Source organism: Pseudomonas sp. TE50-2 (assembly GCF_040813665.1).
In the GTDB taxonomy this organism is placed as follows: domain Bacteria; phylum Pseudomonadota; class Gammaproteobacteria; order Pseudomonadales; family Pseudomonadaceae; genus Aquipseudomonas; species Aquipseudomonas soli.
Genome location: NZ_JBFNXN010000001.1, coordinates 1,064,425 through 1,087,894 on the forward strand (window position 1 = coordinate 1,064,425; position 23,470 = coordinate 1,087,894).

The 23,470-nt window shown below is 64.1% G+C and carries 21 protein-coding genes; 8 read left to right on the plus strand and 13 right to left on the minus strand.

The genetic code is table 11. The features are described from left to right. Nucleotides 1–21 precede the first annotated feature (21 nt). On the minus strand, nt 22–1,020 hold the full coding sequence (gene nagZ, locus AAHK21_RS04795; RefSeq protein WP_367858955.1) for a beta-N-acetylhexosaminidase: 999 nt from the start codon (nt 1,018–1,020) through the stop codon (nt 22–24). 180 nt (nt 1,021–1,200) lie between these two features. Next, nucleotides 1,201–1,905: a TetR/AcrR family transcriptional regulator gene (locus tag AAHK21_RS04800; protein ID WP_046856397.1), complete on the minus strand. Its 705-nt coding sequence runs from the start codon at nt 1,903–1,905 to the stop codon at nt 1,201–1,203. Between the two features lie 209 nt (nt 1,906–2,114). On the opposite strand from AAHK21_RS04800, the gene lexA reads away from it, so the two are divergent. After that, the gene (gene lexA / locus AAHK21_RS04805; protein ID WP_023632613.1) at nt 2,115–2,723 is read left to right on the plus strand and encodes a transcriptional repressor LexA; all 609 of its coding nucleotides are present in this window, start codon (nt 2,115–2,117) and stop codon (nt 2,721–2,723) included. A 13-nt stretch (nt 2,724–2,736) separates the two neighbouring features. Next, on the plus strand, nt 2,737–3,213 hold the full coding sequence (gene sulA, locus AAHK21_RS04810; protein WP_038705746.1) for an SOS-induced cell division inhibitor SulA: 477 nt from the start codon (nt 2,737–2,739) through the stop codon (nt 3,211–3,213). Between the two features lie 51 nt (nt 3,214–3,264). Here sulA and AAHK21_RS04815 read toward each other — a convergent pair whose 3' ends face one another. The 7 genes from AAHK21_RS04815 to AAHK21_RS04845 all read right to left on the minus strand — a co-directional run bounded on the left by AAHK21_RS04815 (nt 3,265) and on the right by AAHK21_RS04845 (nt 11,487). Next, a complete protein-coding gene (locus AAHK21_RS04815) occupies nt 3,265–3,498 on the minus strand; it encodes a hypothetical protein (protein WP_023630868.1) in 234 nt (77 codons plus the stop codon). Between the two features lie 51 nt (nt 3,499–3,549). Next, on the minus strand, nt 3,550–4,071 hold the full coding sequence (locus AAHK21_RS04820; RefSeq protein ID WP_023630869.1) for a DUF6586 family protein: 522 nt from the start codon (nt 4,069–4,071) through the stop codon (nt 3,550–3,552). Nucleotides 4,072–4,180: 109 nt separating this feature from the next. After that, complete coding sequence (topA, locus tag AAHK21_RS04825; RefSeq protein ID WP_367856595.1) at nt 4,181–6,790, minus strand: type I DNA topoisomerase; 2,610 nt, start codon at nt 6,788–6,790, stop codon at nt 4,181–4,183. 100 nt (nt 6,791–6,890) lie between these two features. Next, entirely contained in the window at nt 6,891–7,142 is a 252-nt protein-coding gene (locus tag AAHK21_RS04830; RefSeq protein WP_367856596.1) for a DUF1653 domain-containing protein, read from the minus strand. 78 nt (nt 7,143–7,220) lie between these two features. Beyond that, nucleotides 7,221–8,396 carry an acetyl-CoA C-acyltransferase FadA gene (gene fadA, locus AAHK21_RS04835; RefSeq protein WP_023629457.1) on the minus strand — a complete coding sequence of 392 codons (1,176 nt, stop codon included), beginning with the start codon at nt 8,394–8,396 and terminating at the stop codon, nt 7,221–7,223. Nucleotides 8,397–8,426: 30 nt separating this feature from the next. Next, nucleotides 8,427–10,574: a fatty acid oxidation complex subunit alpha FadB gene (gene fadB / locus AAHK21_RS04840; RefSeq protein WP_046856399.1), complete on the minus strand. Its 2,148-nt coding sequence runs from the start codon at nt 10,572–10,574 to the stop codon at nt 8,427–8,429. A gap of 475 nt (nt 10,575–11,049) precedes the next feature. Then, nucleotides 11,050–11,487 (minus strand): hypothetical protein, encoded by a 438-nt coding sequence (locus AAHK21_RS04845; RefSeq protein WP_046856400.1) that lies wholly within the window; start codon nt 11,485–11,487, stop codon nt 11,050–11,052. A 110-nt stretch (nt 11,488–11,597) separates the two neighbouring features. On the opposite strand from AAHK21_RS04845, the gene AAHK21_RS04850 reads away from it, so the two are divergent. Further along, a complete protein-coding gene (locus AAHK21_RS04850) occupies nt 11,598–12,041 on the plus strand; it encodes a universal stress protein (protein ID WP_367856597.1) in 444 nt (147 codons plus the stop codon). Between the two features lie 81 nt (nt 12,042–12,122). Here AAHK21_RS04850 and AAHK21_RS04855 read toward each other — a convergent pair whose 3' ends face one another. Beyond that, nucleotides 12,123–14,054: an ATP-binding cassette domain-containing protein gene (locus AAHK21_RS04855; protein WP_367856598.1), complete on the minus strand. Its 1,932-nt coding sequence runs from the start codon at nt 14,052–14,054 to the stop codon at nt 12,123–12,125. A gap of 206 nt (nt 14,055–14,260) precedes the next feature. On the opposite strand from AAHK21_RS04855, the gene AAHK21_RS04860 reads away from it, so the two are divergent. Continuing rightward, nucleotides 14,261–16,189: a transglycosylase SLT domain-containing protein gene (locus AAHK21_RS04860; RefSeq protein ID WP_046856403.1), complete on the plus strand. Its 1,929-nt coding sequence runs from the start codon at nt 14,261–14,263 to the stop codon at nt 16,187–16,189. 75 nt (nt 16,190–16,264) lie between these two features. On the opposite strand, the gene AAHK21_RS04865 is transcribed toward AAHK21_RS04860, so the two are convergent. Both AAHK21_RS04865 and AAHK21_RS04870 read right to left on the minus strand, forming a co-directional pair. Next, nucleotides 16,265–17,068: an MOSC domain-containing protein gene (locus AAHK21_RS04865; RefSeq protein ID WP_367856599.1), complete on the minus strand. Its 804-nt coding sequence runs from the start codon at nt 17,066–17,068 to the stop codon at nt 16,265–16,267. 55 nt (nt 17,069–17,123) lie between these two features. Next, a complete protein-coding gene (locus AAHK21_RS04870; protein WP_367856600.1) occupies nt 17,124–18,059 on the minus strand; it encodes a chemotaxis protein CheV in 936 nt (311 codons plus the stop codon). A gap of 338 nt (nt 18,060–18,397) precedes the next feature. On the opposite strand from AAHK21_RS04870, the gene AAHK21_RS04875 reads away from it, so the two are divergent. The 3 genes from AAHK21_RS04875 (at nt 18,398) to AAHK21_RS04885 (ending at nt 20,834) form a co-directional block, all read left to right on the plus strand. Continuing rightward, nucleotides 18,398–18,910 (plus strand): histidine kinase, encoded by a 513-nt coding sequence (locus AAHK21_RS04875; protein ID WP_367858956.1) that lies wholly within the window; start codon nt 18,398–18,400, stop codon nt 18,908–18,910. 375 nt (nt 18,911–19,285) lie between these two features. Further along, nucleotides 19,286–20,182, plus strand: a complete 897-nt coding sequence (locus AAHK21_RS04880) for a sensor histidine kinase (protein ID WP_367856601.1) — start codon at nt 19,286–19,288, stop codon at nt 20,180–20,182. Further along, nucleotides 20,172–20,834: a response regulator transcription factor gene (locus AAHK21_RS04885; RefSeq protein ID WP_046856407.1), complete on the plus strand. Its 663-nt coding sequence runs from the start codon at nt 20,172–20,174 to the stop codon at nt 20,832–20,834. Before AAHK21_RS04880 ends, AAHK21_RS04885 begins: the two co-directional genes overlap by 11 nt. On the opposite strand, the gene yegS is transcribed toward AAHK21_RS04885, so the two are convergent. Further along, a complete protein-coding gene (gene yegS / locus AAHK21_RS04890; protein ID WP_367856602.1) occupies nt 20,818–21,705 on the minus strand; it encodes a lipid kinase YegS in 888 nt (295 codons plus the stop codon). The genes AAHK21_RS04885 and yegS overlap by 17 nt on opposite strands. Nucleotides 21,706–21,978: 273 nt before the next feature. Here yegS and AAHK21_RS04895 point away from each other — a divergent pair, with 273 nt between their 5' ends. After that, a complete protein-coding gene (locus AAHK21_RS04895; RefSeq protein ID WP_367856603.1) occupies nt 21,979–23,436 on the plus strand; it encodes a mannose-1-phosphate guanylyltransferase/mannose-6-phosphate isomerase in 1,458 nt (485 codons plus the stop codon). Nucleotides 23,437–23,470: the final 34 nt, after the last annotated feature.

A 23,470-nucleotide genomic window follows, 5' to 3' on the forward strand; every position in this document is an offset into this window, starting at 1 on the left:
CCCGGGACGAGGCCAGCGAGGTCAGTCGACCAGCTGAGCTTCCTTCAACGCCCCCAGCGCCTCCAGCCAACGCGGCTGCTGGCGGTAATCGGTACGCGCAAAGCCCTGCCCGCGCATCCGTGCAATCCGCGGCGACGGCTTGACCTTCATGCGCTGCGCCGCGCTCAGCGCCAGCTCGGCCGAAGCCCGGTCATTGCACACCAGGCCCATGTCGCAGCCCGCGCTCAATGCGGCCTCGATGCGGCTGGCGGCATCGCCCACCACGTGGGCGCCAGCCATGGACAGGTCGTCGCTGAAGATCACCCCGTCGAAGCCCAGCTCGCCGCGCAGGATCTCCTGCAGCCAGCGCCGGGAGAAGCCGGCCGGCTGGTTGTCGACCTGCGGGTAGATCACGTGGGCCGGCATCACCGCCGCCAACTGGCCGCTCAGGCGAGTGAACGGCACCAGGTCGGCCGCGCGCAGCTGTTCCAGGCTGCGCTCATCGACCGGGATCGCCACATGGGAATCGGCCTCGGCCCAGCCGTGACCGGGGAAGTGCTTGCCACAGGCGGCCATGCCCGCGGCATTCATGCCACGGATGAAGGCGCCGGCCAGTTCGGTAGCCCGCTGCGGATTGCCTTCGAAGGCGCGGCTGCCGACCACCGCACTGCGCTGATGGTCGAGGTCCAGCACCGGAGCAAAGCTCAGGTCCAGGCCTACCGCCAGCACCTCGGTGGCCATCAGCCAGCCGCACTGCTCGGCCAGGTATTCGGCATTGGCGTTGTCGGCGATGGCGCGCATGGCCGGCAGGCGCACGAAGCCCTGGCGCAGGCGCTGGACCCGCCCGCCTTCCTGGTCCACGGCGAGGATCAGCTCGGGACGGATGGCACGGATCGAGGCGCACAACTCGCGCACCTGGCGCGGGCTGTCGATGTTGCGGGCAAAGATGATCAGGCCGGCCACTTCGGGCTGGCGCAGCAGATGGCGGTCTTCGGCGGTCAGCCATTTACCGGCGATGTCCACCATCAGGGAGCCTTGCAGGCTGGCAGTCATTGGGAATCCTTCATTGGAGATCCGGAGGTCGCGCAGACGCACGCACACATCGGACAACGCGGTGTCCGATGGTTCAGTGGCGAAGCTGCCGTGCTGACGGGAATTGCGGCGGGGGCGAGTTCAGGCATGGGCGCTAGCTTAGCGCAAGCGCCCTGCCCCGCCCAGTGCTCAGGCCTTGGCGGGCGCGCCGGACTTGCTGCGTGGGCGCAACTGCGCCGCGGCCATGGCCTGGTCGGTGACACCGCTGTCGGCACGCATGCCGGCGGCGAGGAACGGCACCATCAGGCGCATCACCTGCTCGATCGAGGTGTTGATGCCGAAGTCGGTTTCGGCGATGGCGCGCAGGGCCTTGATACCCGACATGCTGAACGCCGCGGCGCCGAGCATGAAGTGCACGCGCCAGAACAGCTCCAGTGGCGGAATGCGCGGCGCGGCCTCGTTGACCAGCAGCATGTAGCGGCGGAACACCTTGCCGTACATGTCTTCCAGGTAACGGCGCAGGTGCCCCTGGCTCTGGCTGAAGGCCAGGCCCAGCAGGCGCATGAAGATCGACAGGTCGTTGTTGCTGCGTGGTTGCACGACCAGGGCCTGCTCCACCAGCATTTCCAGCAGTTCCTCGAGCGAGGCCTTCTGCTCGGGACGCGCCTGGTGGCGGTCGAGCTCACGCTCCAGGCTGGCGCAGAACGGGCCCAGGAAGCGGGAAAAGACCGCCTGGATCAGGGCCTTCTTCGAACCGAAATGGTAGTTCACCGCCGCCAGGTTGACCCCGGCCTTGCTGGTGATCAGCCGCAATGAGGTTTCCGCGAACCCGCGCTCCGCGAACAGCTGCTCCGCCGCATCGAGGATGCGCTCAACGGTTTCCGATTGGGCCATGACTACTCCGCCTGACAAACAGTTGTTTGAAACATAAGTTTCAAGCCTGATTATGTCAAGGCTCAGTGACTGGGTGGTCGCTCATTTAAACACAGCCACAAGGCATTGAATGCGCACGCTTTGCAGCGGTTGTGCGGCAAGGGTGCTTGCAGCTTGCCAGCCACTGTATATAATTCCAGTCACTGTATATAAAGACAGAGCCCTCGCCCATGCTGAAACTGACGCCACGCCAAGCCGAGATTCTGGCTTTCATCAAACGCTGCCTCGAAGACAACGGCTTCCCGCCGACCCGCGCCGAAATCGCGCAGGAGCTGGGCTTCAAGTCGCCCAACGCCGCCGAGGAGCACCTGAAAGCCCTGGCCCGCAAGGGCGCCATCGAGATGACCCCTGGCGCTTCCCGCGGCATTCGCATCCCCGGCCTCGAGCCCAAGCAGGAGGACAGCGGCCTGCCCATCATCGGCCGCGTCGCCGCCGGTGCACCGATCCTCGCCGAGCAGCACATCGAGGATTCCTGCAGCATCAACCCGGCCTTCTTCCATCCGCGCGCCGATTACCTGCTGCGGGTGCACGGCATGAGCATGAAGGACATCGGCATCTTCGACGGCGACCTGCTCGCCGTGCACACCACCCGCGAAGCCCGCAACGGCCAGGTGGTGGTAGCCCGTATCGGCGACGAAGTGACCGTCAAGCGCTTCAAGCGCGAAGGCAGCAAGGTCTGGCTGATCGCCGAGAACCCCGAATTCGCCCCCATCGAAGTCGACCTGAAGGAACAGGAGCTGGTGATCGAGGGCTTGAGCGTCGGCGTCCTGCGCCGCTGAACCAGGAGGCGTCATGCAGCCGTTCACCCATGCACCCCAGCAAGCCCAGTTGCCGCTGTTCGAGGCCTTCCTTGCCCAGCCAGTGCTGCCAGGCCTCAAGCCCAGCGAGGCGCCGCGCAAGAGCAGCCAGCCAGAGCTGTTCAGCGAGCTGGCCCTGCGCGGCGCGCCAGGGCACTGCCAGAGCCTGCTGGCGCCGATCCTGCGCGAACTCAGCGAAGAAGACGACAGCCGTTGGCTGACGCTCATCGCCCCACCCGGCAGCCTCACCCAGGCCTGGTTGCGTGATGCCGGCCTGAACCGCGAACGCATCCTGTTGCTGCAACCCGGCGGCAGGCAGACGGCCCTGCAACTGGCCTGCGAGGCGCTACGCCTGGGGCACAGCCATACCGTGGTCAGCTGGCTGGGCACCATCAACAGCAACGCCCGCCAACAGCTGCAGCGCGCAGCGGCCAGCGGAAACGCACAAAGCCTGAACATCCGCCTCGGCTGATGTTCAGGCTTTGCCTGTCAAACGCTTGAAACCCTGGGCCGCTACCGTGGCTCAGTGAAGGACGCGCGGCCCCTCTTCTCGCTCGAAGTCGCCTTCAACCAGGCGGCCGGCCATTTGCACGCCAACGCTGAGCATGGCCTTGGCCACTTCCACATGCTGTCCTTGCAGGAATGCCTTGGCATCCTCGGAGAAATCCAAGGTTACCAGGGAGCCTTCATCTTCGGCGCGGCGCAGCTCGATCCGGCCATCAGGCAACTCGACAATTTCTAGAAAGGACGTTGACATAAAGGGCCTGCTTTTCACGAAAGGCTATTAGTGTATCAGCCATGGAAGCGCTCAGCACTCACTCAGCGCATCGCGGAATCGTCTCACCAGGCTTTTCAGGTTCTGCCGCCAGGCCTCCAGCTCCTCCCGGGAAAGCTCGGCCGGCTCAGGCTCGTCCAGATTGACGGCCTGGATCAGCGGCTGGGTAACGTCACCCTTCACGGTTTTCTTCGCGACCGGTGGTCGGAACAAATCGGCATAAGCCGCCAGCAGACGCGCCAGCCAGGTTTCCGGCTGGCGGGCCAGCTCCAGCAGCTCGGCCATTTCCGGGATCGCCACGCTCTGCAGCACCTCGTCGCTGAACAGCAATTCCGCCCGTGCCGCCGAGGCCTGGGGCAGGCGGTAGAAGCCGGCGATCTCGTGGCACAGCCCAAGCAGCGCGCCATACAGGTGGAACAGCGCCGACTCGCGCTCGGCCTGGAGCAGCCCCTGGGCATTCAGCGCCTGGCTGTCCGCGGCCTTGGCCATGGACTCCAGCGCGAGGCCGGCGAAGAACAGTTTCTGGTTGGTGCGGGTGTAGAGTTCCTGGGCCATTTCGACTGACTCCTGAAGGCTGCAAGGCGATTGCCTGCAGTTTCAGGGATTGCGCTTTGCTTGTCATCAAATGACTGGGGCCGCTTCGCGCCCCAGTCACGCCTTCAGATCAGCGCTTGTCTTCGACCTTCCACGCCTTGCCGTCGTAGAACGCCTTCCAGCCGGTAGGCTTGCCGTCAACCTCGGACTGCACGTACTGCTCCTTGGTCTTGCGGCTGTAGCGGATCACCGTCGGGCGCCCTTCCGGGTCCTTCTGTGGCGCTTCGCAGAGGAAGTGATACTTCGGATCGATCTCGTGCTTGTGCGGGACGATCTCCAGCACCAGCGGCGCACGGGTTTCGCGGTTTTTCGGGAACTGGCTGGCAGCCAGGAACAAGCCCGAAGCACCGTCACGCAGCACGTAGGTATCGTCGACCTTCTCGCACTTGAGCTCTGGCATTTCCACCTTGTCCATCTTCGGTGGTGCCGCCTCGCCGCTCTTGAGCAGCTTGCGGGTGTTCTTGCAGCTTGGGTTGGTGCAGCCGAAGAACTTGCCGAAACGGCCGGTCTTGAGCTGCATTTCGCTGCCGCACTTGTCGCATTCCAGGCTCGGGCCTTCGTAGCCCTTGATGCGGTAGTTGCCTTCCTCGATTTCGTAGCCAGCGCAATCCGGGTTGTTACCGCAGATGTGCAGCTTGCGCTTCTCGTCGAGCAGGTAGGCATCCATCGCCGTCGAACAGATCGGGCAGCGGTGCTTGCCGCGCAGCACCAGCGACTCGGACTCGCCCTCGTCGTCGGCGGCGATTTCGTCGCCCGGCACCAGGTTGACCGTCGCCTTGCAACGCTCCTTCGGCGGCAGGCTGTAACCCGAGCAGCCGAGGAACACGCCGGTGGACGCGGTACGGATCATCATCGGCCGGCCACATTCCTTGCACGGAATGTTGGTCAGGGTCGGCTGGTTGGCGCGCATGCCGTGCTCGCTGGACTCGGCGGTCTGCAACTTCTTGTTGAAGTCGCCATAAAACTCGTCGAGGACGTTCTTCCAGTCACGCTCGCCCTGGGCCACGTCGTCGAGGTTCTCCTCCATGCCGGCGGTGAAGCCGTAGTCCATCAGGTTGGCGAAGCTCTCGGACAGGCGCTCGGTGACGATGTCGCCCATCTTCTCGGAATAGAAGCGGCGGTTGTGCAGCGTGACGTAGCCGCGATCCTGGATGGTGGAAATGATCGCCGCGTAGGTGGATGGGCGGCCGATACCGCGCTTTTCCATTTCCTTGACCAGGCTGGCTTCGGTGAAGCGCGCCGGCGGCTTGGTGAAGTGCTGGCTGGGATCGAGCTGGATCAGCTTGAGCGCCTCACCCTGGGCCATTTCCGGCAGCACGTCGTCTTCGCCCGGCTTGCTCTGCTGCGGCAGGACACGGGTGTAACCATCGAACTTGAGGATACGGCCCTTGGCGCGCAGCTCGAACTCGCCCGCCACCACGGTGACGCTGGTGGACAGGTACTGCGCCGGCGGCATCTGGCAAGCCAGGAACTGGCGCCAGATCAGCTCGTACAGGCGCTCGGCGTCACGCTCCATGCCACTGAGCTTGGTCGGATGGGTGCTGACGTCGGACGGGCGGATCGCTTCGTGCGCCTCCTGGGCCCCTTCCTTGCTGCCATAGACGATGGGCGCGGCAGGCAGGTACTGCTTGCCGAACTCCTTCTCGATGTAGCTGCGGGCCATCTCGACGGCGTCGGTCGACAGGTTGGTCGAGTCGGTACGCATGTAGGTGATGTAGCCGGCTTCGTACAGACGCTGGGCCATCATCATGGTCTTCTTCACCCCGAAGCCCAGGCGGTTGCTTGCGGCCTGCTGCAGGGTGGAGGTAATGAACGGTGCCGAAGGCTTGCTGCTGGTCGGCCGGTCCTCGCGCTTGCTCACGCTGTAGCTGGAGGCCTTGAGCTTCTCCAGCGCGGCCATGGCCTGGGCTTCGTTGAGCGGCTTGAACGCCTCGCCCTTCTCGCGGGCCACTTCGAAGCGCACCTTGGCGGTCTTGGCAGTGCCCAGGTCGGCGTGGACTTCCCAGTATTCTTCCGGGTTGAAGGCACGGATCTCGCGCTCGCGCTCGACCACCAGCTTCACCGCCACCGACTGTACGCGGCCGGCGGACAGGCCGCGGGCGATCTTCGCCCACAGCAGCGGCGAGACCATGTAGCCGACCACGCGGTCGAGGAAACGCCGCGCCTGCTGGGCATTGACCCGATCGATATCGAGCTCGCCCGGCTGGGAGAAGGCTTCCTGGATGGCTTTTTTGGTGATCTCGTTGAACACCACGCGCTTGTAGCGGCTGTCATCGCCGCCAATGGCCTCGCGCAGGTGCCAGGCGATGGCTTCCCCCTCGCGATCCAAGTCGGTTGCGAGATAGATGGTGTCGGCATCCTTGGCCAGGCGGCGCAGTTCCTCGATGACCTTCTCCTTGCCGGGAAGGATCTCGTACTTGGCCTTCCAGCCCGCCTCGGGGTCGACGCCCATGCGTGCAACCAGGGTGCGGCGCGCCTTCTCCTTCGGCGACAAGGCCGGAGCCTCGGCCGCGGCCTTGCCGCGCTTGGCCGCCGGTTCCTTGCTCGCACTGGCGGAACCGCTGGTGGGAAGGTCACGGATGTGGCCGATACTCGACTTCACCACGTACTGGCTGCCCAGGTACTTGTTGATGGTCTTGGCCTTGGCCGGGGATTCCACAATGACCAGCGATTTGCCCATGGATCGGAGTATTCCTGAATCTGAAGATGAAAAACGCGTCAGGTGCCGGACGCGGCACCGCTATATATAGTGGCAAAAGAGTGAGGTCAAGCGCGGTCTATCACTCGTGCGCCTTGCCCAGCTGCTCACCAAGGCCCTCTTCGGCCTTGACCAAAGCAAAGCGTGGCACCTGCTCGCCGTCAACCTCGACGGACTCCTGGAACATCGAAAGTGGCCTGACCCAGAAGCTGTAGTCACCATACAGGCACTGGTAGAACACCATCCACTCCTCGCTCTCGGAGTGTCGCGCAGTGCTGAAAACACGGTACTCAGGGCCTTTGTAATGCCGGTACACACCAGGTTGTATCTGCATGTCGCTCGCCCTCTTGAACAAATCCTGTAAAAAACAAAAGCCGGGGCACATGGCCCCGGCTGCTGTCCTGCGCCGCGATCAGACGCGTTCGAAGACAGTGGTGATGCCTTGGCCCAGGCCGACACACATGGTGGCGACGCCCAGGGTACCGCCATTCTGCTTCATGACGTTGAGCAGGGTGCCGGAAATCCGCGCCCCCGAGCAACCGAACGGGTGACCCAGGGCGATAGCGCCGCCGTGCAGGTTAACCTTCTCATTCATCTTGTCGAGCACTTTCAGATCTTTCAGCACCGGCAGGGCCTGTGCGGCGAAAGCTTCGTTGAGCTCGAAGAAGTCGATGTCGGCGATGGTCAGACCAGCGCGCTTGAGAGCTTTCTGCGTCGACGGGACCGGGCCGTAGCCCATGATCGCCGGATCCACACCGGCGACCGCCATCGAACGGATGACCGCCAGTGGCTGGATCCCCAGGTCCATGGCGCGCTGGCCGGACATGACGATCATGCACGAAGCACCGTCGGTGATCTGCGACGAGGTGCCCGCGGTGACGGTGCCACCTTTCGGGTTGAACGCCGGTTTGAGCGACGCCAGGCCTTCGAGGGTGGTTTCCGGGCGAATGGTCTCGTCGTAGTCGAAGACCTTCAGGAAGCCGTTCTCGTCGTAACCCTGCATCGGGATGATCTCGTCCTTGAACTTGCCTTCGACCGTCGCCTTGTGGGCGAGCTGGTGCGAACGCACACCGAACAGATCTTGTTGCTCACGGGTGATGCCGTGCATCTTGCCCAGCATCTCGGCGGTCAGGCCCATCATCCCGGAAGCCTTGGCAGCGTGCAAGGACAGGTGCGGGTTGGGGTCGACGCCATGCATCATGCTGACGTGGCCCATGTGCTCGACACCACCGATGACGAACACGTCGCCGTTGCCGGTCATGATCGCCTGGGCGGCGGTGTGCAGCGCGCTCATCGACGAGCCGCACAGGCGGCTGACGGTTTGCGCGGCGGAGGTGTGCGGGATCTGGGTCATCAGCGACGCCATGCGGGCGATGTTCCAGCCCTGCTCCAGGGTCTGGTTGACGCAGCCCCAGATCACGTCCTCGACTTCCTTCGGGTCGACCTTGTCGTTGCGCTCCAGCAGCTTGCTGATCAGGTGCGCGGACATGTCTTCGGCACGGGTGTTGCGGTGCATGCCACCCTTGGAGCGGCCCATCGGCGTGCGACCGAAGTCGACAATCACCACGTCTCTTGGATTCAGGCTCATATCAATATTCTCGCTCTAGCTCGTGGGCGCTCAGTTGAAGAAGCGCTGGCCGTTCTTGGCCATTTCGCGCAGCTTCGCAGTGGGGTGGTACAGCGGCCCCAGGTCGGCGTACTTGTCGGCCAGTGCAACGAACTCGGCGACCCCGATCGAATCGATGTAGCGCAGCGCGCCACCGCGGAACGGAGGGAAACCGATGCCGTAGACCAGGCCCATGTCGGCTTCGGCGGCGGTGGCGACGATGCCGTCTTCCAGGCAGCGCACGGTTTCCAGGCACAGCGGCACCATCATCCAGTTGATGATGTCTTCGTCGGTGACTTCACGCTGCTCGAAGATGACCGGCTTGAGCACGTCGAGCACGCTGGCATCGGCGACCTTCTTCGGCTTGCCGCGCTTGTCGGTCTCGTAGGCGTAGAAGCCCTTGCCGTTCTTCTGGCCCAGGCGGTTGGCTTCGTACAGGGCGTCGACGGCGGAGCGACGATCGTCCTTCATGCGGTCCGGGAAGCCTTCAGCCATCACGTCGCGGCCATGGTGGCCGGTGTCGATGCCGACCACGTCCATCAGGTAGGCCGGGCCCATCGGCCAGCCGAACTTCTCCATCACCTTGTCGATGCGCACGAAGTCGACGCCAGCGCTGACCAGTTTGGCGAAGCCACCGAAGTACGGGAACAGCACGCGGTTGACCAGGAAGCCTGGGCAGTCGTTGACCACGATCGGGTTCTTGCCCATCTTCTTGGCGTAGGCCACGGTGGTGGCCACGGCCACGTCGCTGGACTTCTCGCCACGGATGACTTCCACCAGCGGCATCATGTGCACCGGGTTGAAGAAGTGCATGCCGACGAAGTTTTCCGGACGCTTGAGCGCCTTGGCCAGCAGGTTGATGGAGATGGTCGAGGTGTTGGAGGCGAGGATCGCATCCTCTTTCACCTGGCCTTCCACTTCAGCCAGCACGGCTTGCTTGACCTTCGGGTTCTCGACCACGGCCTCGACGATGATGTCGACGTTGCCGAAGTCACCGTAGGACAGGGTCGGGCGAATGGCGTTGAGGGCCTCGGCCATCTTGGCCGGGGTCAGGCGCCCCTTCTCGACGCGCTTGCCGAGCAGCTTGGAGGCCTCGTTCAGGCCGAGCTGGATGGCTTCCTCGCGGATATCCTTCATCAGGATCGGGGTGCCTTTGACCGCCGACTGGTAGGCGATGCCGCCACCCATGATACCGGCGCCGAGCACGGCGGCCTGTTTCACGTCGTGAGCGATCTCGTCGTGGGCCTTGGCCTTGCGCTTGAGCTCCTGGTCGTTCAGGAACAGGCCGATCAGGCTCTCGGCGACCGAGGTCTTGGCCAGCTTGGCGAAGCCTGCGGCCTCGACTTCCAGTGCCTTGTCACGGCCGAAGTTGGCGGCTTTCTGGATGGTCTTGATGGCCTCGACCGGCGCCGGGTAGTTCGGGCCGGCCTGGCCGGCAACGAAGCCCTTGGCGGTCTCGAAGGCCATCATCTGCTCGATGGCGTTGAGCTTGAGCTTTTCCAGCTTGGGCTGGCGCTTGGCCTTGTAGTCCAGCTCGCCGCTGATGGCGCGCTTGACCAGGTCCAGGGCACCGGCCTGCAGCAGCTCAGGGGCCACCACGGCATCGACGGCGCCGACTTTCAGGGCGTCCTCGGCACGGTTTTCCTTGCCGGAGGCGATCCACTCGATGGCGTTGTCCGAGCCGATCAGGCGCGGCAGGCGCACGGTGCCGCCAAAGCCTGGGTAGATGCCCAGCTTGACTTCCGGCAGGCCGATCTTGGCGCTGCTGGCCATGACCCGGTAGTCGGCGGCCAGGCACATCTCCAGGCCGCCACCCAGGGCGATGCCGTTGATGGCGACCACGGTCGGCACCTGCAGGTCTTCGAAGTCACTGAAAATGCGGTTGGCTTCCAGGTTGCCGGCGACCAGTTCGGCCTCGGGCAGCTTGAAGTTGTCGACGAACTCGGTGATGTCGGCGCCGACGATGAACACGTCCTTGCCACTGCTGACGATCACGCCCTTGACCGAGGCATCGGCCTTGATCACGTCCACGGCCTGACGCAGCTCGTTCAGAGTGAGACGGTTGAACTTGTTGACGGACTCACCCTTGAGGTCGAACTTCAGTTCGACGATGCCGCTTTCAAGAGCCTTAACCGTGATGGCTTTACCTTCGTAAATCATCAACTGATCTCCACGATATGGAAGCTGAACAGTACACGTCGATCGCTGGCAGCGAGAGCCGGTCTACCGGTCCCTCGCCCCAGGCACACCCGTCGACGCGCTAATCGGGATTCTGTAAGAGCCGTCTGACATACAAACGCTCAATTCATACGCCCGTTTGACTTGGGTGTGCACACATTCCCCGAAAAGAACCGCGTTGTCAAATACTCGCGAAGGCCGTGAAAACGCGACTTTCCAGTCATCTTCTACCCTCCGGGTACGAAACATGATGACAGTGATCGCCCTCCATTCATGTCAGCGATAGGCCACCCCCGACGGCACACGTGCTTTTTTCTAAACGCATCCGGCCAGGATGGCTACACTGCGACTGATTGAAAGTATTTCCGGCCTGCCTGGCCCTGTGCTTGCACGCACAAACGCAAAACGGCGCACAGGAGCATGTTTGCTCCTGTGCGCCGTTTTGCGTCACACGGGCTCAGGCGAGGGTTTCGAGGGTCTGGGCAATATCCTGCAAAACAGATTTGTCGCCCCGCTCGCTCCAGTACAGAGCAATCATGCGACTGTCGGCCTCGACCTTGTAGACCGTTGCCGGCAGGCGGGCAAAGGCCTCGGCCAGGCGCTGATCCTCGCAGGGCTCGCGCCACTGGTTCCACCACACGCCCGGGGTGATCTGCCAGTAGCACCAGCTGTCCGCGCGCCCTTTGCGCCGCGCCCGATGGTACTGCGGACAGGGGCTTGGCGGCTCGTTTACCAGCCAGTGCGGCCACTGCTGCGGCGCCAGTTGCATGGCCAGCCCCATGCGCCGCCCCTCCAGGCGCAGGCTCATCTGCTCGCTCTGTTTGCGCGAGGGGCGCAACCAGGCCAACGGGCTGAGAATCAGCGCAAGGATTGACACCACCAGCCATACCGTCATATCTGTAGACCTTATAAAGCGTTGCAAATGAGCGGGTTAGTCAGGTTTCACGGAAGATCCGCGCGAAAGCGACCATACTTCTACTATCGCGATTGTCAGGAGTACTGCACATGTCCTATGAACATCTTCTGGTCGCTGTCGACCTGACCGAAGAATGCGACCCGGTGATCAAGCGGGCCAAGGCCATCGCCCTGGCCAGCGGCGCCAAGGTCTCCCTGGTGCATATCGTCGAGCCCATGGCCATGGCCTTCGGCGGCGACGTGCCGATGGACCTGTCGCAGTTGCAGCAGCAGCAGTTCGACCAGGCCAAGGAACGCATGGAGCGCCTGTACAACAAGTACCCGGATATCAATCGCGGCGACTCGCACCTGGTCTACGGCCAGCCGCGCCAGGAAATCCACCAGTTGGCCAAGGATCAGAAGTGCGACCTGATCGTGGTCGGCAGCCATGGCCGCCACGGCCTGGCCCTGCTGCTGGGCTCCACCGCCAACGACGTGCTGCACGGCGCGCCGTGCGATGTATTGGCGGTGCGGTTGCAGAAGAAGTCCGAGTAATACTTTCATTGCGGGGCAAGCCCCCTCCCACAAAGCCCGTCAAACAGGGCTGCGTGGGGGCGGGCTTGCCCCGCGATGGCTTCAGCCTTCCAGCTCGGCCCAGCGCTCCACCAGCACGTCCAGCTCGCCCTGCAGCTTCTCGATCTTGGCCAGCACCGCCGCAGTCTCGGCAATCGGCCGCTGATAGAAGCCCGCCGCACTCACTTCTTCCTGCGCCTCGGCCATCCGCTGCTCCAGCGCATCGATCTGCCCCGGCAGCATCTCCAGCTCACGCTGCAGCTTGTAGCTGAGCTTCTTCTTGCTGGCATCGGCCGCAGGCGCAGCGGCGGCAACAGGCGCCACCTCCTCCACCGGCGCCTGCACCACGGCGCTGTTGAGCTCGGACTTGCCGCCCTTGCTTTCGGTCACGCCGAGCAGCTTCGGCGAACCGCCCTGGCGGATCCAGTCCTCGTAGCCGCCGACGTACTCGCGCACGCGCCCCTCACCTTCGAACACCAGGGTGCTGGTCACCACGTTGTCGAGGAAGGCCCGGTCGTGGCTGACCATCAGCACCGTACCTTTGTAGTTGGACAGCACCTCTTCGAGCAGCTCGAGGGTCTCGACGTCGAGGTCGTTGGTCGGTTCGTCCAGCACCAGCAGGTTGGCCGGCTTGCTGAACAGCTTGGCCAGCAGCAGGCGCGCGCGCTCGCCCCCGGACAGCGCCTTGACCGGCGTGCGCGCACGCTGCGGGCTGAACAGGAAGTCGCCGAGGTAGCTGAGCACATGGCGGTTCTGGCCATCGATCTCGATGAAATCGCGGCCTTCGGCCAGGTTGTCGATGACGGTCTTTTCCAGGTCCAGCTGATGGCGCATCTGGTCGAAGTAAGCCACTTCCAGCTTGGTGCCACGCTCGACCTTGCCACTGGTGGGCTCCAGGTCGCCCAGCATCAGCTTGAGCAGGGTCGTCTTGCCGGTGCCGTTGGCACCCAGCAGGCCGATACGGTCCTGGCGCTGCAGCACCATGGAGAAGTCCTTGACCAGATTCGGTCCATTCTGGTGGGCGAAGCTGACATCCTCCAGCACCATCACCTGCTTGCCGGACTTGTCCGCCACCTCGATCTGGATATTGGCCTTGCCCTGGCGTTCGCGGCGCTCACCGCGTTCCACGCGCAGCGCCTTGAGCGCGCGCACACGGCCTTCGTTGCGGGTACGTCGGGCCTTGATGCCCTGGCGGATCCACACTTCTTCCTGGGCCAGGCGCTTGTCGAACAGTGCGTTGGCAGTGGCCTCGGCGGCCAGCTCGGCCTCCTTGTGCACCAGGAAGCTGGCGTAGTCGCCGTTCCAGTCGATCAGCCCGCCACGGTCCAGCTCGAGGATGCGCGTGGCCAGGTTCTGCAGGAAGGAACGGTCGTGGGTGATGAACAGCACCGCGCCGCCGAAGCCTTTGAGCGCTTCTTCCAGCCAGGCGATGGCGCCGATGTCCAGGTGGTTGGTCGGTTCGTCCAGCAGCAGCAGGTCGGGCTCGGACACCAGCGCCTGGGCCAGCAGCACGCGCCGGCGCCAGCCGCCGGACAGCTCGGCCAGGGTCTTGTCGGCCGGCAACTGCAGGCGGCTCAGGGTACTTTCGACCACCTGCTGCAGGCGCCAGCCGTCACGGGCTTCGAGCTCGTGCTGGACGTGCATGAGCTTTTCCAGATCCTCGTCGCCGTGGATGTTCTGGCTCAGGTGATGGAACTGCGCCAGCAGCTCGCCGACGCCGTCAAGGCCAGCGGCTACCACATCGAATACGCTACGCTCGTCGGCCACCGGCAGCTCTTGCGGCAGCTCGCCAATCTTCAGGCCGGGGGCGCGCCAGATATCACCGTCATCGCCCTTCTGCTCGCCCTTGACCAGGCGCAGCATGCTCGACTTGCCCGTGCCGTTGCGGCCGATGATGCACACCCGCTCGCCACGGGCGATCTGCCAGGACACTTTGTCCAACAGCGGCATGGCGCCGAACGCGAGGGACACATCGCTGAATTTGAGCAGGGTCATGATCATCTCCAAAAACCGGGCGCGCATTCTACCTGACTTACCCCTTCAGGGCATCAAAAGCCCATCGCCGCTGCAGGGCGTCGGATAACAACTCGATACAAGCACAGTGCTTTCGCCGGCCACCGGCAAACGGCTAAGCTAAGCAGTAATACCCAACAGTGCTGGCTCCGCCGTCACTTTCCATGGTTCCACTGCCCGGACGTATCATGCGCAGCCGCCTGTTACAAATTGCTTCCTGTCTGTTGCTGACCACCCTCGCCGCGAGCGTCGCACAGGCCGCCGACATCACCCAGCAACGTCAATACTACGACGAGGCCAAGCGCGCCCTGGCCAAGGGCGACAAGGGCCCCTACCTGCGCTACGCGCAGGCGCTGCGCGATTACCCGCTCACGCCCTACCTCACCTACGACGAGCTGACCGCCCGCCTCAAGAGCGCCAGCAACGAAGAGATCGAGGGCTTCCTCAAGGCCCATGGCGACCTGCCCCAGGCCAACTGGATGAAACTGCGCTGGTTGCGCTGGCTGGCCGAGCGCGGTGAATGGAACACCTTCACCCGCTATTACGACCCCAAGCTGAACTTCACCGAACTGGACTGCCTCAACGGCCAGTACCAGCTCTCCCACGGCCAGCGCGCCGAAGGCTTCGCCAGCGCCGAAAAATTGTGGAACGTCGGCAAATCCCAGCCCACTGCCTGCGACACCCTGTTCGCCATGTGGGCCGCCGAAGGCCAGCTGACCGAGGCCAAGCGCTGGCAGCGCGCCAAGCTGGCGGCACAGGCGCGCAACTATGGCCTGGCCAACAACCTGGTGAAAACCCTCACCACCCTCGCCCCCCAGGGCAAGCTGCTGATCGACGTGGCGCAGAAGCCCGAGCTGCTCAACCAGCCTTCGCGCTTCACACCGGTCAACGAGGCCATGTCCGACGTGGTCAGCCTGGGCCTTCGTCGCCTGGCCCGGCAAAATCCGGAGCAGGCCATGGCGTTGCTCGACGATTATGCCCAGCGCATGCACTTCTCCCGCGACGAGAAGGTCGCCATCGCCCGCGAGATCGGCCTGACCCTGGCCCGCCGCTACGACCCGCGCGCCCTCGACCTGATGACCCGCTACGACCCGGAACTGCGCGACAACACCGTCAGCGAATGGCGCCTGCGCCTGCTGTTGCGCCTGGCCCGTTGGGAGGAAGCCTACGAACTGACCAAGCGCCTGCCCCAGGACCTGGCCAGCAGCAACCGCTGGAAGTACTGGCAGGCGCGCAGCCTGGAGCTGGCCCAGCCGAACAACCCACAGGTCCCGCTGCTGTACAAGACCGTCGCCCGCGAGCGTGATTTCTATGGCTTCCTCGCCGCTGACCGGGCGCAGACGCCCTATCAGCTGAACAACAAGCCGCTGGCGCTGAGCCAGGCGGTGACCAACAAGGTCCGCAACACCCCCGGCATCCGTCGCGCACTGGAGTTCCACGCCCGTGGCCAGATCGTCGAAGGGCGCCGCGAGTGGTACCACGTCAGCCGCCACTTCAACCGTGACGAAATGGTCGCCCAGGCCCGCCTGGCCTACGACATGCGCTGGTACTTCCCGGCCATCCGCACCATCAGCCAGGCCCAGTACTGGGACGACCTGGACATCCGCTTCCCCATGGCCCACCGCGACACTCTGGTGCGCGAAGCCAAGGTTCGCGGCCTGCATTCGAGCTGGGTGTTCGCCATCACCCGCCAGGAGAGCGCCTTCATGGAAGACGCCCGCTCCAGCGTCGGCGCCAGCGGCCTGATGCAGCTGATGCCGGGCACCGCCAAGGAAACCGCGCGCAAGTTCAGCATCCCGCTGGCTTCGCCGGCCCAGGTATTCAACCCGGACAAGAACATCCAGCTCGGTGCTGCCTACCTGAGCCAGGTGCACAGTCAGTTCAACGGCAACCGCGTACTGGCCTCGGCCGCCTACAACGCCGGCCCCGGGCGTGTACGCCAGTGGCTCAAGGGCGCCAAGCACCTGAGTTTCGATGTGTGGGTCGAATCGATTCCGTTCGATGAGACGCGCCAGTACGTGCAGAACGTGCTGTCGTATTCGGTCATCTACGGGCAGAAGCTCAATTCACCGCAACCGCTGGTGGATTGGCATGAGCGGTATTTCGACGATATGTGATCGGAATGCCATCAGCCCGCTCCCACGCTAACGTGGGAGCGGCGATGCGCCGATGCGACTTGCCCCGCGATGGCGCTATTCGAGGACCTCAACGGCCATCCCTACCTTTAGCTCTCCCTCGCCATCCACCGCCAGGTTCTGGCCAAACAGCACATCCCCTTCCTTCTCGCGGAACGTCTTGAGCGTGGTCAACGGCTCACGGTCCGGGCTGCGCTCGCCTGTGGCGGGATCGAGAGTGGTGAGGATGCAGCGCACGCTCGGCTTGAGCACGCGGAAGGTCATGTCGCCGATACGGATGCGCTTCCAGCGGTCTTCGGCAAAGGCCTCGGCGCCTTCGACCACCAGGTTCGGGCGAAAGCGCAACATCTCCATGGGGCGCCCCACACGGCTGCTCAGCTCATCCAGCGAAGCCTGGCCGATCAACAACAAGGGGAAACCATCGGGAAAGGCCGCTCGATCGCTGTTCAAGCCATAACCGCTGGGCAGGTAACGGGCCCTCTGCTCGGGGCAATGCACCAAGCGTACCGCCTTGCCCAGCAGTGTACTGAGCCATGCCGCAGCCTCATCGCCGGCATCGGGTACCCGAAGAGTGTCCCGCCAGATGGTGACACCGCGCAGATCGTCGTCAGCCGGGGGCACCGGCACCGTTAGCGAGGTCTGGCCCGGCGCCTCGAGCAGCAACTGACCCTGCTCGCCGTACATGGCACTGACCTGCCCCAGCCGGGGCCAGGCGCGCTGGGTCAGGAAGCGGCCGTTCTCCTGCTCCACCACCAGCCAGCGCCGGTCACCGTCCAGGCCCAGATGGCCGACAGCCGACGCCTGCAGGCACTGGGCCTGGGCCGATTTCACCGGGTACCGATACAACGCACTCAGAAACATCCCTGCCACCTTGCGCCAGTCGAAACACCAAGCTTATACCGGACCGGTACCGCCGTTACACCGTGGCGTTGTCCAGGCTCAGGCGTTGACGCACCACATCGACCAGGCGATCGGGCTGGAACTTGGAAAGGAAGTTGTCGCAACCGACCTTCTTGACCATGGATTCGTTGAAACTGCCCGACAGCGAGGTGTGCAGTACCACGTAGAGGCCGCGCAGGCGCGGGTCGTTGCGGATTTCAGTGGTCAGCCGGTAACCATCCATCTCGGGCATCTCGGCATCGGTGAAGACCATCAGCAACTTCTCGCAGACGTTCTCCCCTGCGTCCGCCCAGCCCTTGAGCAGGCGCAGGGCCTTGAGGCCGTCGCTGGCCACGTGCAGCTTCACTCCCAGCTGCGAGAGGGTATCGCGCAATTGCGCCAGGGCCACGGTGGAGTCGTCCACCAGCAGCACCTCGCGGCCACGGGCGCGGGCCAGCACCGGGTCTTCGAGCTTGTCGCGGGAGACCTTGGCGTTGTAGGGGACGATCTCGGCCAGCACTTTCTCCACATCGATGACCTCCACCAACTGCTCGTCGACCTTGGTGATCGCCGTGAGGTAGTGTTGGCGGCCAGCGCTGGCCGGCGGCGGCATGATGGCTTCCCAGTTCATGTTGACGATACGATCCACGCCACCCACCAGGAACGCCTGCACCGAGCGGTTGTACTCGGTGACGATGATGGTGCTGTTCGGCCCCGGCTGCAGCGGACGCATGCCGATCGCCTGGGACAAGTCGATGACCGGCAGCGTCTGGCCGCGCAGGTTGACCACGCCACAGACGAAGGAATGGCGTTGCGGCATGAGGGTCAGCTTGGGCAGCTGCAGCACCTCCTGGACCTTGAACACGTTGATGGCGAACAACTGCCGGCCGGCCAGCCGGAACATGAGGATTTCCAGGCGGTTCTCACCCACCAGTTGCGTGCGTTGGTCTACCGTGTCGAGAATGCCAGCCATTGGAAGCCCCCAGGCGTGAGTCGGGAAAAAGTGAATGCATCCCCCTGTATCGGCGGACACGGGCACAGCTTGACCCCTGATGGAAAAAGCCATGCGGGGTGATTGATATCACTTTACCATCATGCTTTACTGCTGCCACATCCCGCCACGTCCGTCGCTCGCAACGAACGACCCGCCTGAAACCGCATCAGGGAAACCCCTAGTAGCAATCGGGTGCAACCTGATGTTCGCAATATCCATTAGCCATTAATGTGACGCCATTCTCACTGCATGAACGGAGTCAGGCTTTTGCGAGCAATCATCTTGGTACGGCCAATCCCTGAAGACGGGGCGCCATGATGGATAGCACTCCACTGCACAACGCCGCCGTGGCGGCCTTTTTGCAGGATGCGCAGGTCCTGCTGGCCAGGTCCCAGGAATGTCTGCAGCACCTGGAGCTGATCACCAACGATCCGGATGCCTGCCATAGCCTCAATGCCGCGCTCGACACCCTCGCCCGGCGAGCGGTCGCGCTCGACCTGCTCGAAGTGGCCCACCATGCCCTGGCCCTGCAACGACTGCTCGCACCCGCGTGCGCCCAGCAGCACCTGCACGGCACCAGCCTGCCCGCGCTTGCGGCCTGCCTGACCCTGCTGGACTGGCAACTGGAGCTGCTCGACCCGCAGACCGGCCGCCTGGACATGGACACCGAGGAGCAACGACGACTGCTGGCCGAGCTTGCCACCACCCTGGGCCAACCGACAGCGCAACTGTGCGCCGATTGCCAGGAAGCCGACACGTTCTGCGCCCATCCTCACGCCCAGGATGCACTTGCGGAGCAAAGCCTCGGCGCAGCCGACCGCCAACATTAACCTGACTAATTGCGCGGCAACTAAACCCACTCAAGGTTTAACTTGCAAAGTTTGGCAAATTTTTCCAAATGTTTTTGCCCGCTGATTTTTTAGTTGATCGAGGTGTACTGGAAACATCTTTTAATAATGGCACTCTGCTAGCCATCGCCTCGCCCGCCAGACCCGCCACAGCCCGGAAAATCCGAGGTTTCAAGCAGTTATCCCCCCGCGACCAAATTCAATCAAAGTGATAACATGCGCACATTCGAACATGCGCACCCAGATTATCGGGTGATTGGATACGTGCCCGGTGCTTGATTGAATGCACGGCACCAGCACCTCTGGCCAGGCATGTGCGATGCCCTCAACTGCAATAACTCAGTGGCTTCCCTATCTATGCTCCCACGCTTGAAGTTCCTCCAGCGTTGCCGCTCCAGAGTTGCCCTGCTCCGCTGGACGACCACGCTGCTGTGCATTGCATCGCTGGTGGCAAACCTGGTGGTGTACCTGCGCACCCTGCCATTGTCGGCCAGCCTGCTGTTACTCCAGTTGCTGGCGATGATCGGCGTCGGCTGGCACCTGCGCCACTGGGCGCGCTCGATCAACCTGCGCCCGGCGGAACTGGCCACGCGCATGCTCAAGGTGCAAGAGAGCGAGCGTCAGCGCCTGAGCCGTGAACTGCATGACGATATCGGCCAACTGCTGACCGCCGCCAAGCTGCAGGTCGACTGGCTGCAACGCCGAGTGCCGGCGGACCTGCAGGAGCACTGCGCTACCTTGCGCAGCACCCTGGACCATACACTGGGCAACGTGCGCGACGTTTCCACCATTCTCAACCCTCGACAACTGGCCAGCCTGGGCCTGGAGGCGAGCCTGCGCGCGCATTTGCTGCGAACCTTGGAAAACACCGAGGTGCACTGGAGTCTTGAATGCAACCAACGCCTGGGCGGCATCAGCGAAGAGGTGACCATGGCAGCCTTTCGCATCACCCAGGAGGCGGTCACCAACATGCTCCGCCACGCACACGCACGCAACCTGGTGGTCCGCCTTCAGCGCACCTCGGCCGGCCTGGCGCTGTCGATCCAGGATGACGGCGGCGGCTTCGTGCCGGCGCAAACGCCAGCAGAAAGCGGCCTGCGTGGCATGGCTGGCATGCAGGAACGGGTGACGGCGCTGCAGGGCAGCCTGAGCATCACCAGCCAGCCCGGCCAGGGCACCCGCATCGACGCCCTCTTCCCATGGCCACCCCGCAACCAAGAACGTGCCAGGACTCCCGCTCCCGATGACCTGTAGATTATTGCTGGTGGACGACCATTCCCTGATTCGCGCTGGCGTCAGGGCACTGGTAACGGATATTCCCGGCTATACCGTGATTGGCGAAGCCGACGATGGCAGCCAGCTGCTGGAGCAGGTCCGGCGTCTCGCGCCGGACATCGTCCTGCTGGATATTTCCATGCGCTCGACCAGCGGCCTGGATGCCCTCACGCAGCTGCGCGCAAGCGGCTGCACCTGCAAGGTGCTGATCCTGTCGATGCACACCGACCCGGAGCTGATCATGCGCGCCCTGGAGAGCGGCGCCCATGGCTACCTGCTCAAGGACACCACGGCCACCGAACTGGAGCAGGCACTGACCGCCCTGCGCAACGACGAACGCTACCTCAGCCCGGCCATCGCCCACACCGTGATCAACCAGGCGTTGTTGCGCGCCCAGAGCGGCCGCCAAGCGAACAACGAAGGCCATCACAACCTGACCGCCCGCCAGCTGGAGATCCTGCGCCTGATCGTGCGCGGCAAATCCACCCGGGAGATCGCCGGCGGCCTGGGCCTGTCGATCAAGACCGTGGAAACCCACCGCTCGCAGATCATGAAGCGCCTGCAGATCTACGATGTCGCGGGCCTGGTGCTGTTCGCCGTGCGCGAGAAAATCATCAGCCTGGACGACTGAGCAACGGCGAATCCGCCGGCAGGTGCACGCGCAGCGCCTTGGGTACGGCCTCGAACCGCAGGCTGGCCGCTTGCAGGGGCTCGCCGTCGAGATTCATGTCCAACCCCTGGGCGCTCTTGATCTCCACCCACGGCAAGCGGGCGCGCACGAACAGCCCCTCACCGGCCAACAGATCGCGCAAGGCCCCGGCCATCTCCTGGGGCGCCGGCAGGATGCCGACGTCCAGCAGGCCATCGTCCACGCTCGCCTCTGGGCATAGCACGTGCCCGCCGCCGGCCTGACGACCATTGCCGATGCCCAGCGCCAGCAACTCGCCCTGCCACTGGAACCCCGGACCCTGCAGCTCGACCGAGGCCGCCTGCAGCTCACTGAAGCGCGACAGCCCGGTGAACAGGTAGGCCGCGGCGCCCAGCACTTTCTTCAGGTCTTCAGAGGTATTGGCGGTGACCTGGGTGCCGAATCCGCCGGTAGCCATGTTCAGGAACAGCTGGTCACCCACCCGGCCCAGATCGATCGGCCGTGCCGGTACGTCCAGCAGGTCGAGGGCCGCTTGCGGCTCGAGCGGCACACCGGCCGCCTTGGCAAAGTCGTTGGCCGTTCCCAGCGGCAGCAGCGCCAGGCTGGCCTGGGTAGCCGCCAGGCCCATGGCCTCGGCCACGTCGCGCAACGTTCCATCACCGCCGCCGGCCACCACGTGAGCGTAGCCCGCCGCCAGTGCTTCCCCGACCAAGCGCTGGGCATCACCGCCCTCCCAGGTCAGGCGCACGTCCAACTCCCAGCCACGCTCACGCAGCTGGCCTACCGCGGCCCGCACGTCTTCGTTGGTGGCCTGCTTGCCATGCAGGATCAGCAATGCCTTGCGCTCGCTCATGTCGCCCTCCCGGAAAAATGCACAGAAATGCCCTACTGCAATCTCGACCATGAACGCGCCCGGATTGCTGCATGCCCCGCCCAAAAACCGCCGTTTCCCGCAATTGCCATTGAAAGCCGCTCGCGACAGGCGCATCATTCGACAAATATTTGGCCTTCATGGAAGATGCCGCCCGAAAAAGTCATTTTATTGACTTTGCGCCGCCAGACGCCTGACAGGTCGTGATTCCCTTGTATTGCGCTGCCCGCAGCGCACCGATTCGAGGCTGTGACTATGAGCGTTCTGATCCCTTGCATCATCGCTGGCGGCGCCGGCACCCGATTGTGGCCGGTCTCGCGCGAAGCGATGCCCAAGCCCTTCATGCGCCTGCCCGACGGCATGAGCCTGCTGCAGAAGACCTTCAGCCGCGCCAGCAGCCTGCCCGGGGTCGAGCGGGTGCTCACGGTGACCAACCGCGAAGTGGTGTTCCGCACCCAGGACGAATATCGCCAGGTCGGCGCTGCACGGGTAGCCCTCGATTTCATTCTCGAACCCCTGGGCCGCAACACCGCACCCGCCATCGCCGCTGCGGCGCTGCACTGCGCCCGCCTGCACGGCGAGGACAGCCTGCTGCTGGTGCTTCCCGCCGACCACTTGATCCAGGACCAGGGCGCTTTCGAGGCGGCCGTCCGGCAGGCCATGGCGCTGGCCGGGCAAGGCTGGCTGACCACCTTCGGCCTGCAACCGACCCGTGCCGAAACGGGGTTCGGCTATATCGAGCAGGGCCAGCCGATCGCTGACGGCGGCTACCAGGTCGCCCGCTTCGTCGAAAAGCCCGACGCCGACACCGCCCAGGCCTACCTCGACGGTGGCCGACACCTGTGGAACGCCGGCATGTTCTGCCTGCGCGTCGGCACCGTGCTACAGGAGCTGCAGGCCCATGCCCCTGAGGTCCTGCGCAGCGTGGCCGACTGCCTGGAACAGAGCCAGGTCAAGGAAGGCGCGGGCGGCCTGCAGGTGGAACTCGACCCCGAACGCTTCGCCCTGGTGCCGGATATCTCCATCGACTATGCCCTCATGGAACCCTCCGCCCAGGTGGCCGTGGTGCCATGCGACATCGGCTGGAGCGACATCGGCTGCTGGGAAGCGGTACGTGAGCTGCGCCCGGCCGACGGCCAGGGCAACCACTGCAACGGCGAAACCGTGCTGCTAGACGTGCGCAACTGCTACATCGACTCGCCTCGGCGCCTGGTCGGCGCGGTCGGCCTGGACAACCTGATCGTCATCGACACCCCCGACGCCCTGCTGATCGCCGATGCCGCGCGCAGCCAGGACGTCAAAGTGATCGCCCAGCAGCTCAAGCGCGAGGGCCATGACGCCTACCGCCTGCACCGCACCGTGACCCGCCCCTGGGGCCTGTACACGGTGCTCGAGGAAGGGCCGCGGTTCAAGATCAAGCGCATCATGGTCCGCCCCGGCGAATCGCTGTCGCTGCAGATGCACCATCATCGCAGCGAGCACTGGATCGTGGTCAGCGGCATGGCCTGCGTGACCAATGGCCAGGAAGAGTTCCTGCTCGACACCAACGAGTCCACCTTCATCAAGCCCGGGCGCAGCCACCGCCTGACCAACCCCGGGGTCATCGACCTGGTGATGATCGAGGTGCAGAGCGGCGAATACCTGGGCGAAGACGACATCGTACGCTTTACTGATATCTATGGACGCGCCCCGGCGGCAGCAGCACCTGCCTGACTGCCAGAGGGCGCGTTTTTTCATCCAGGGCCGA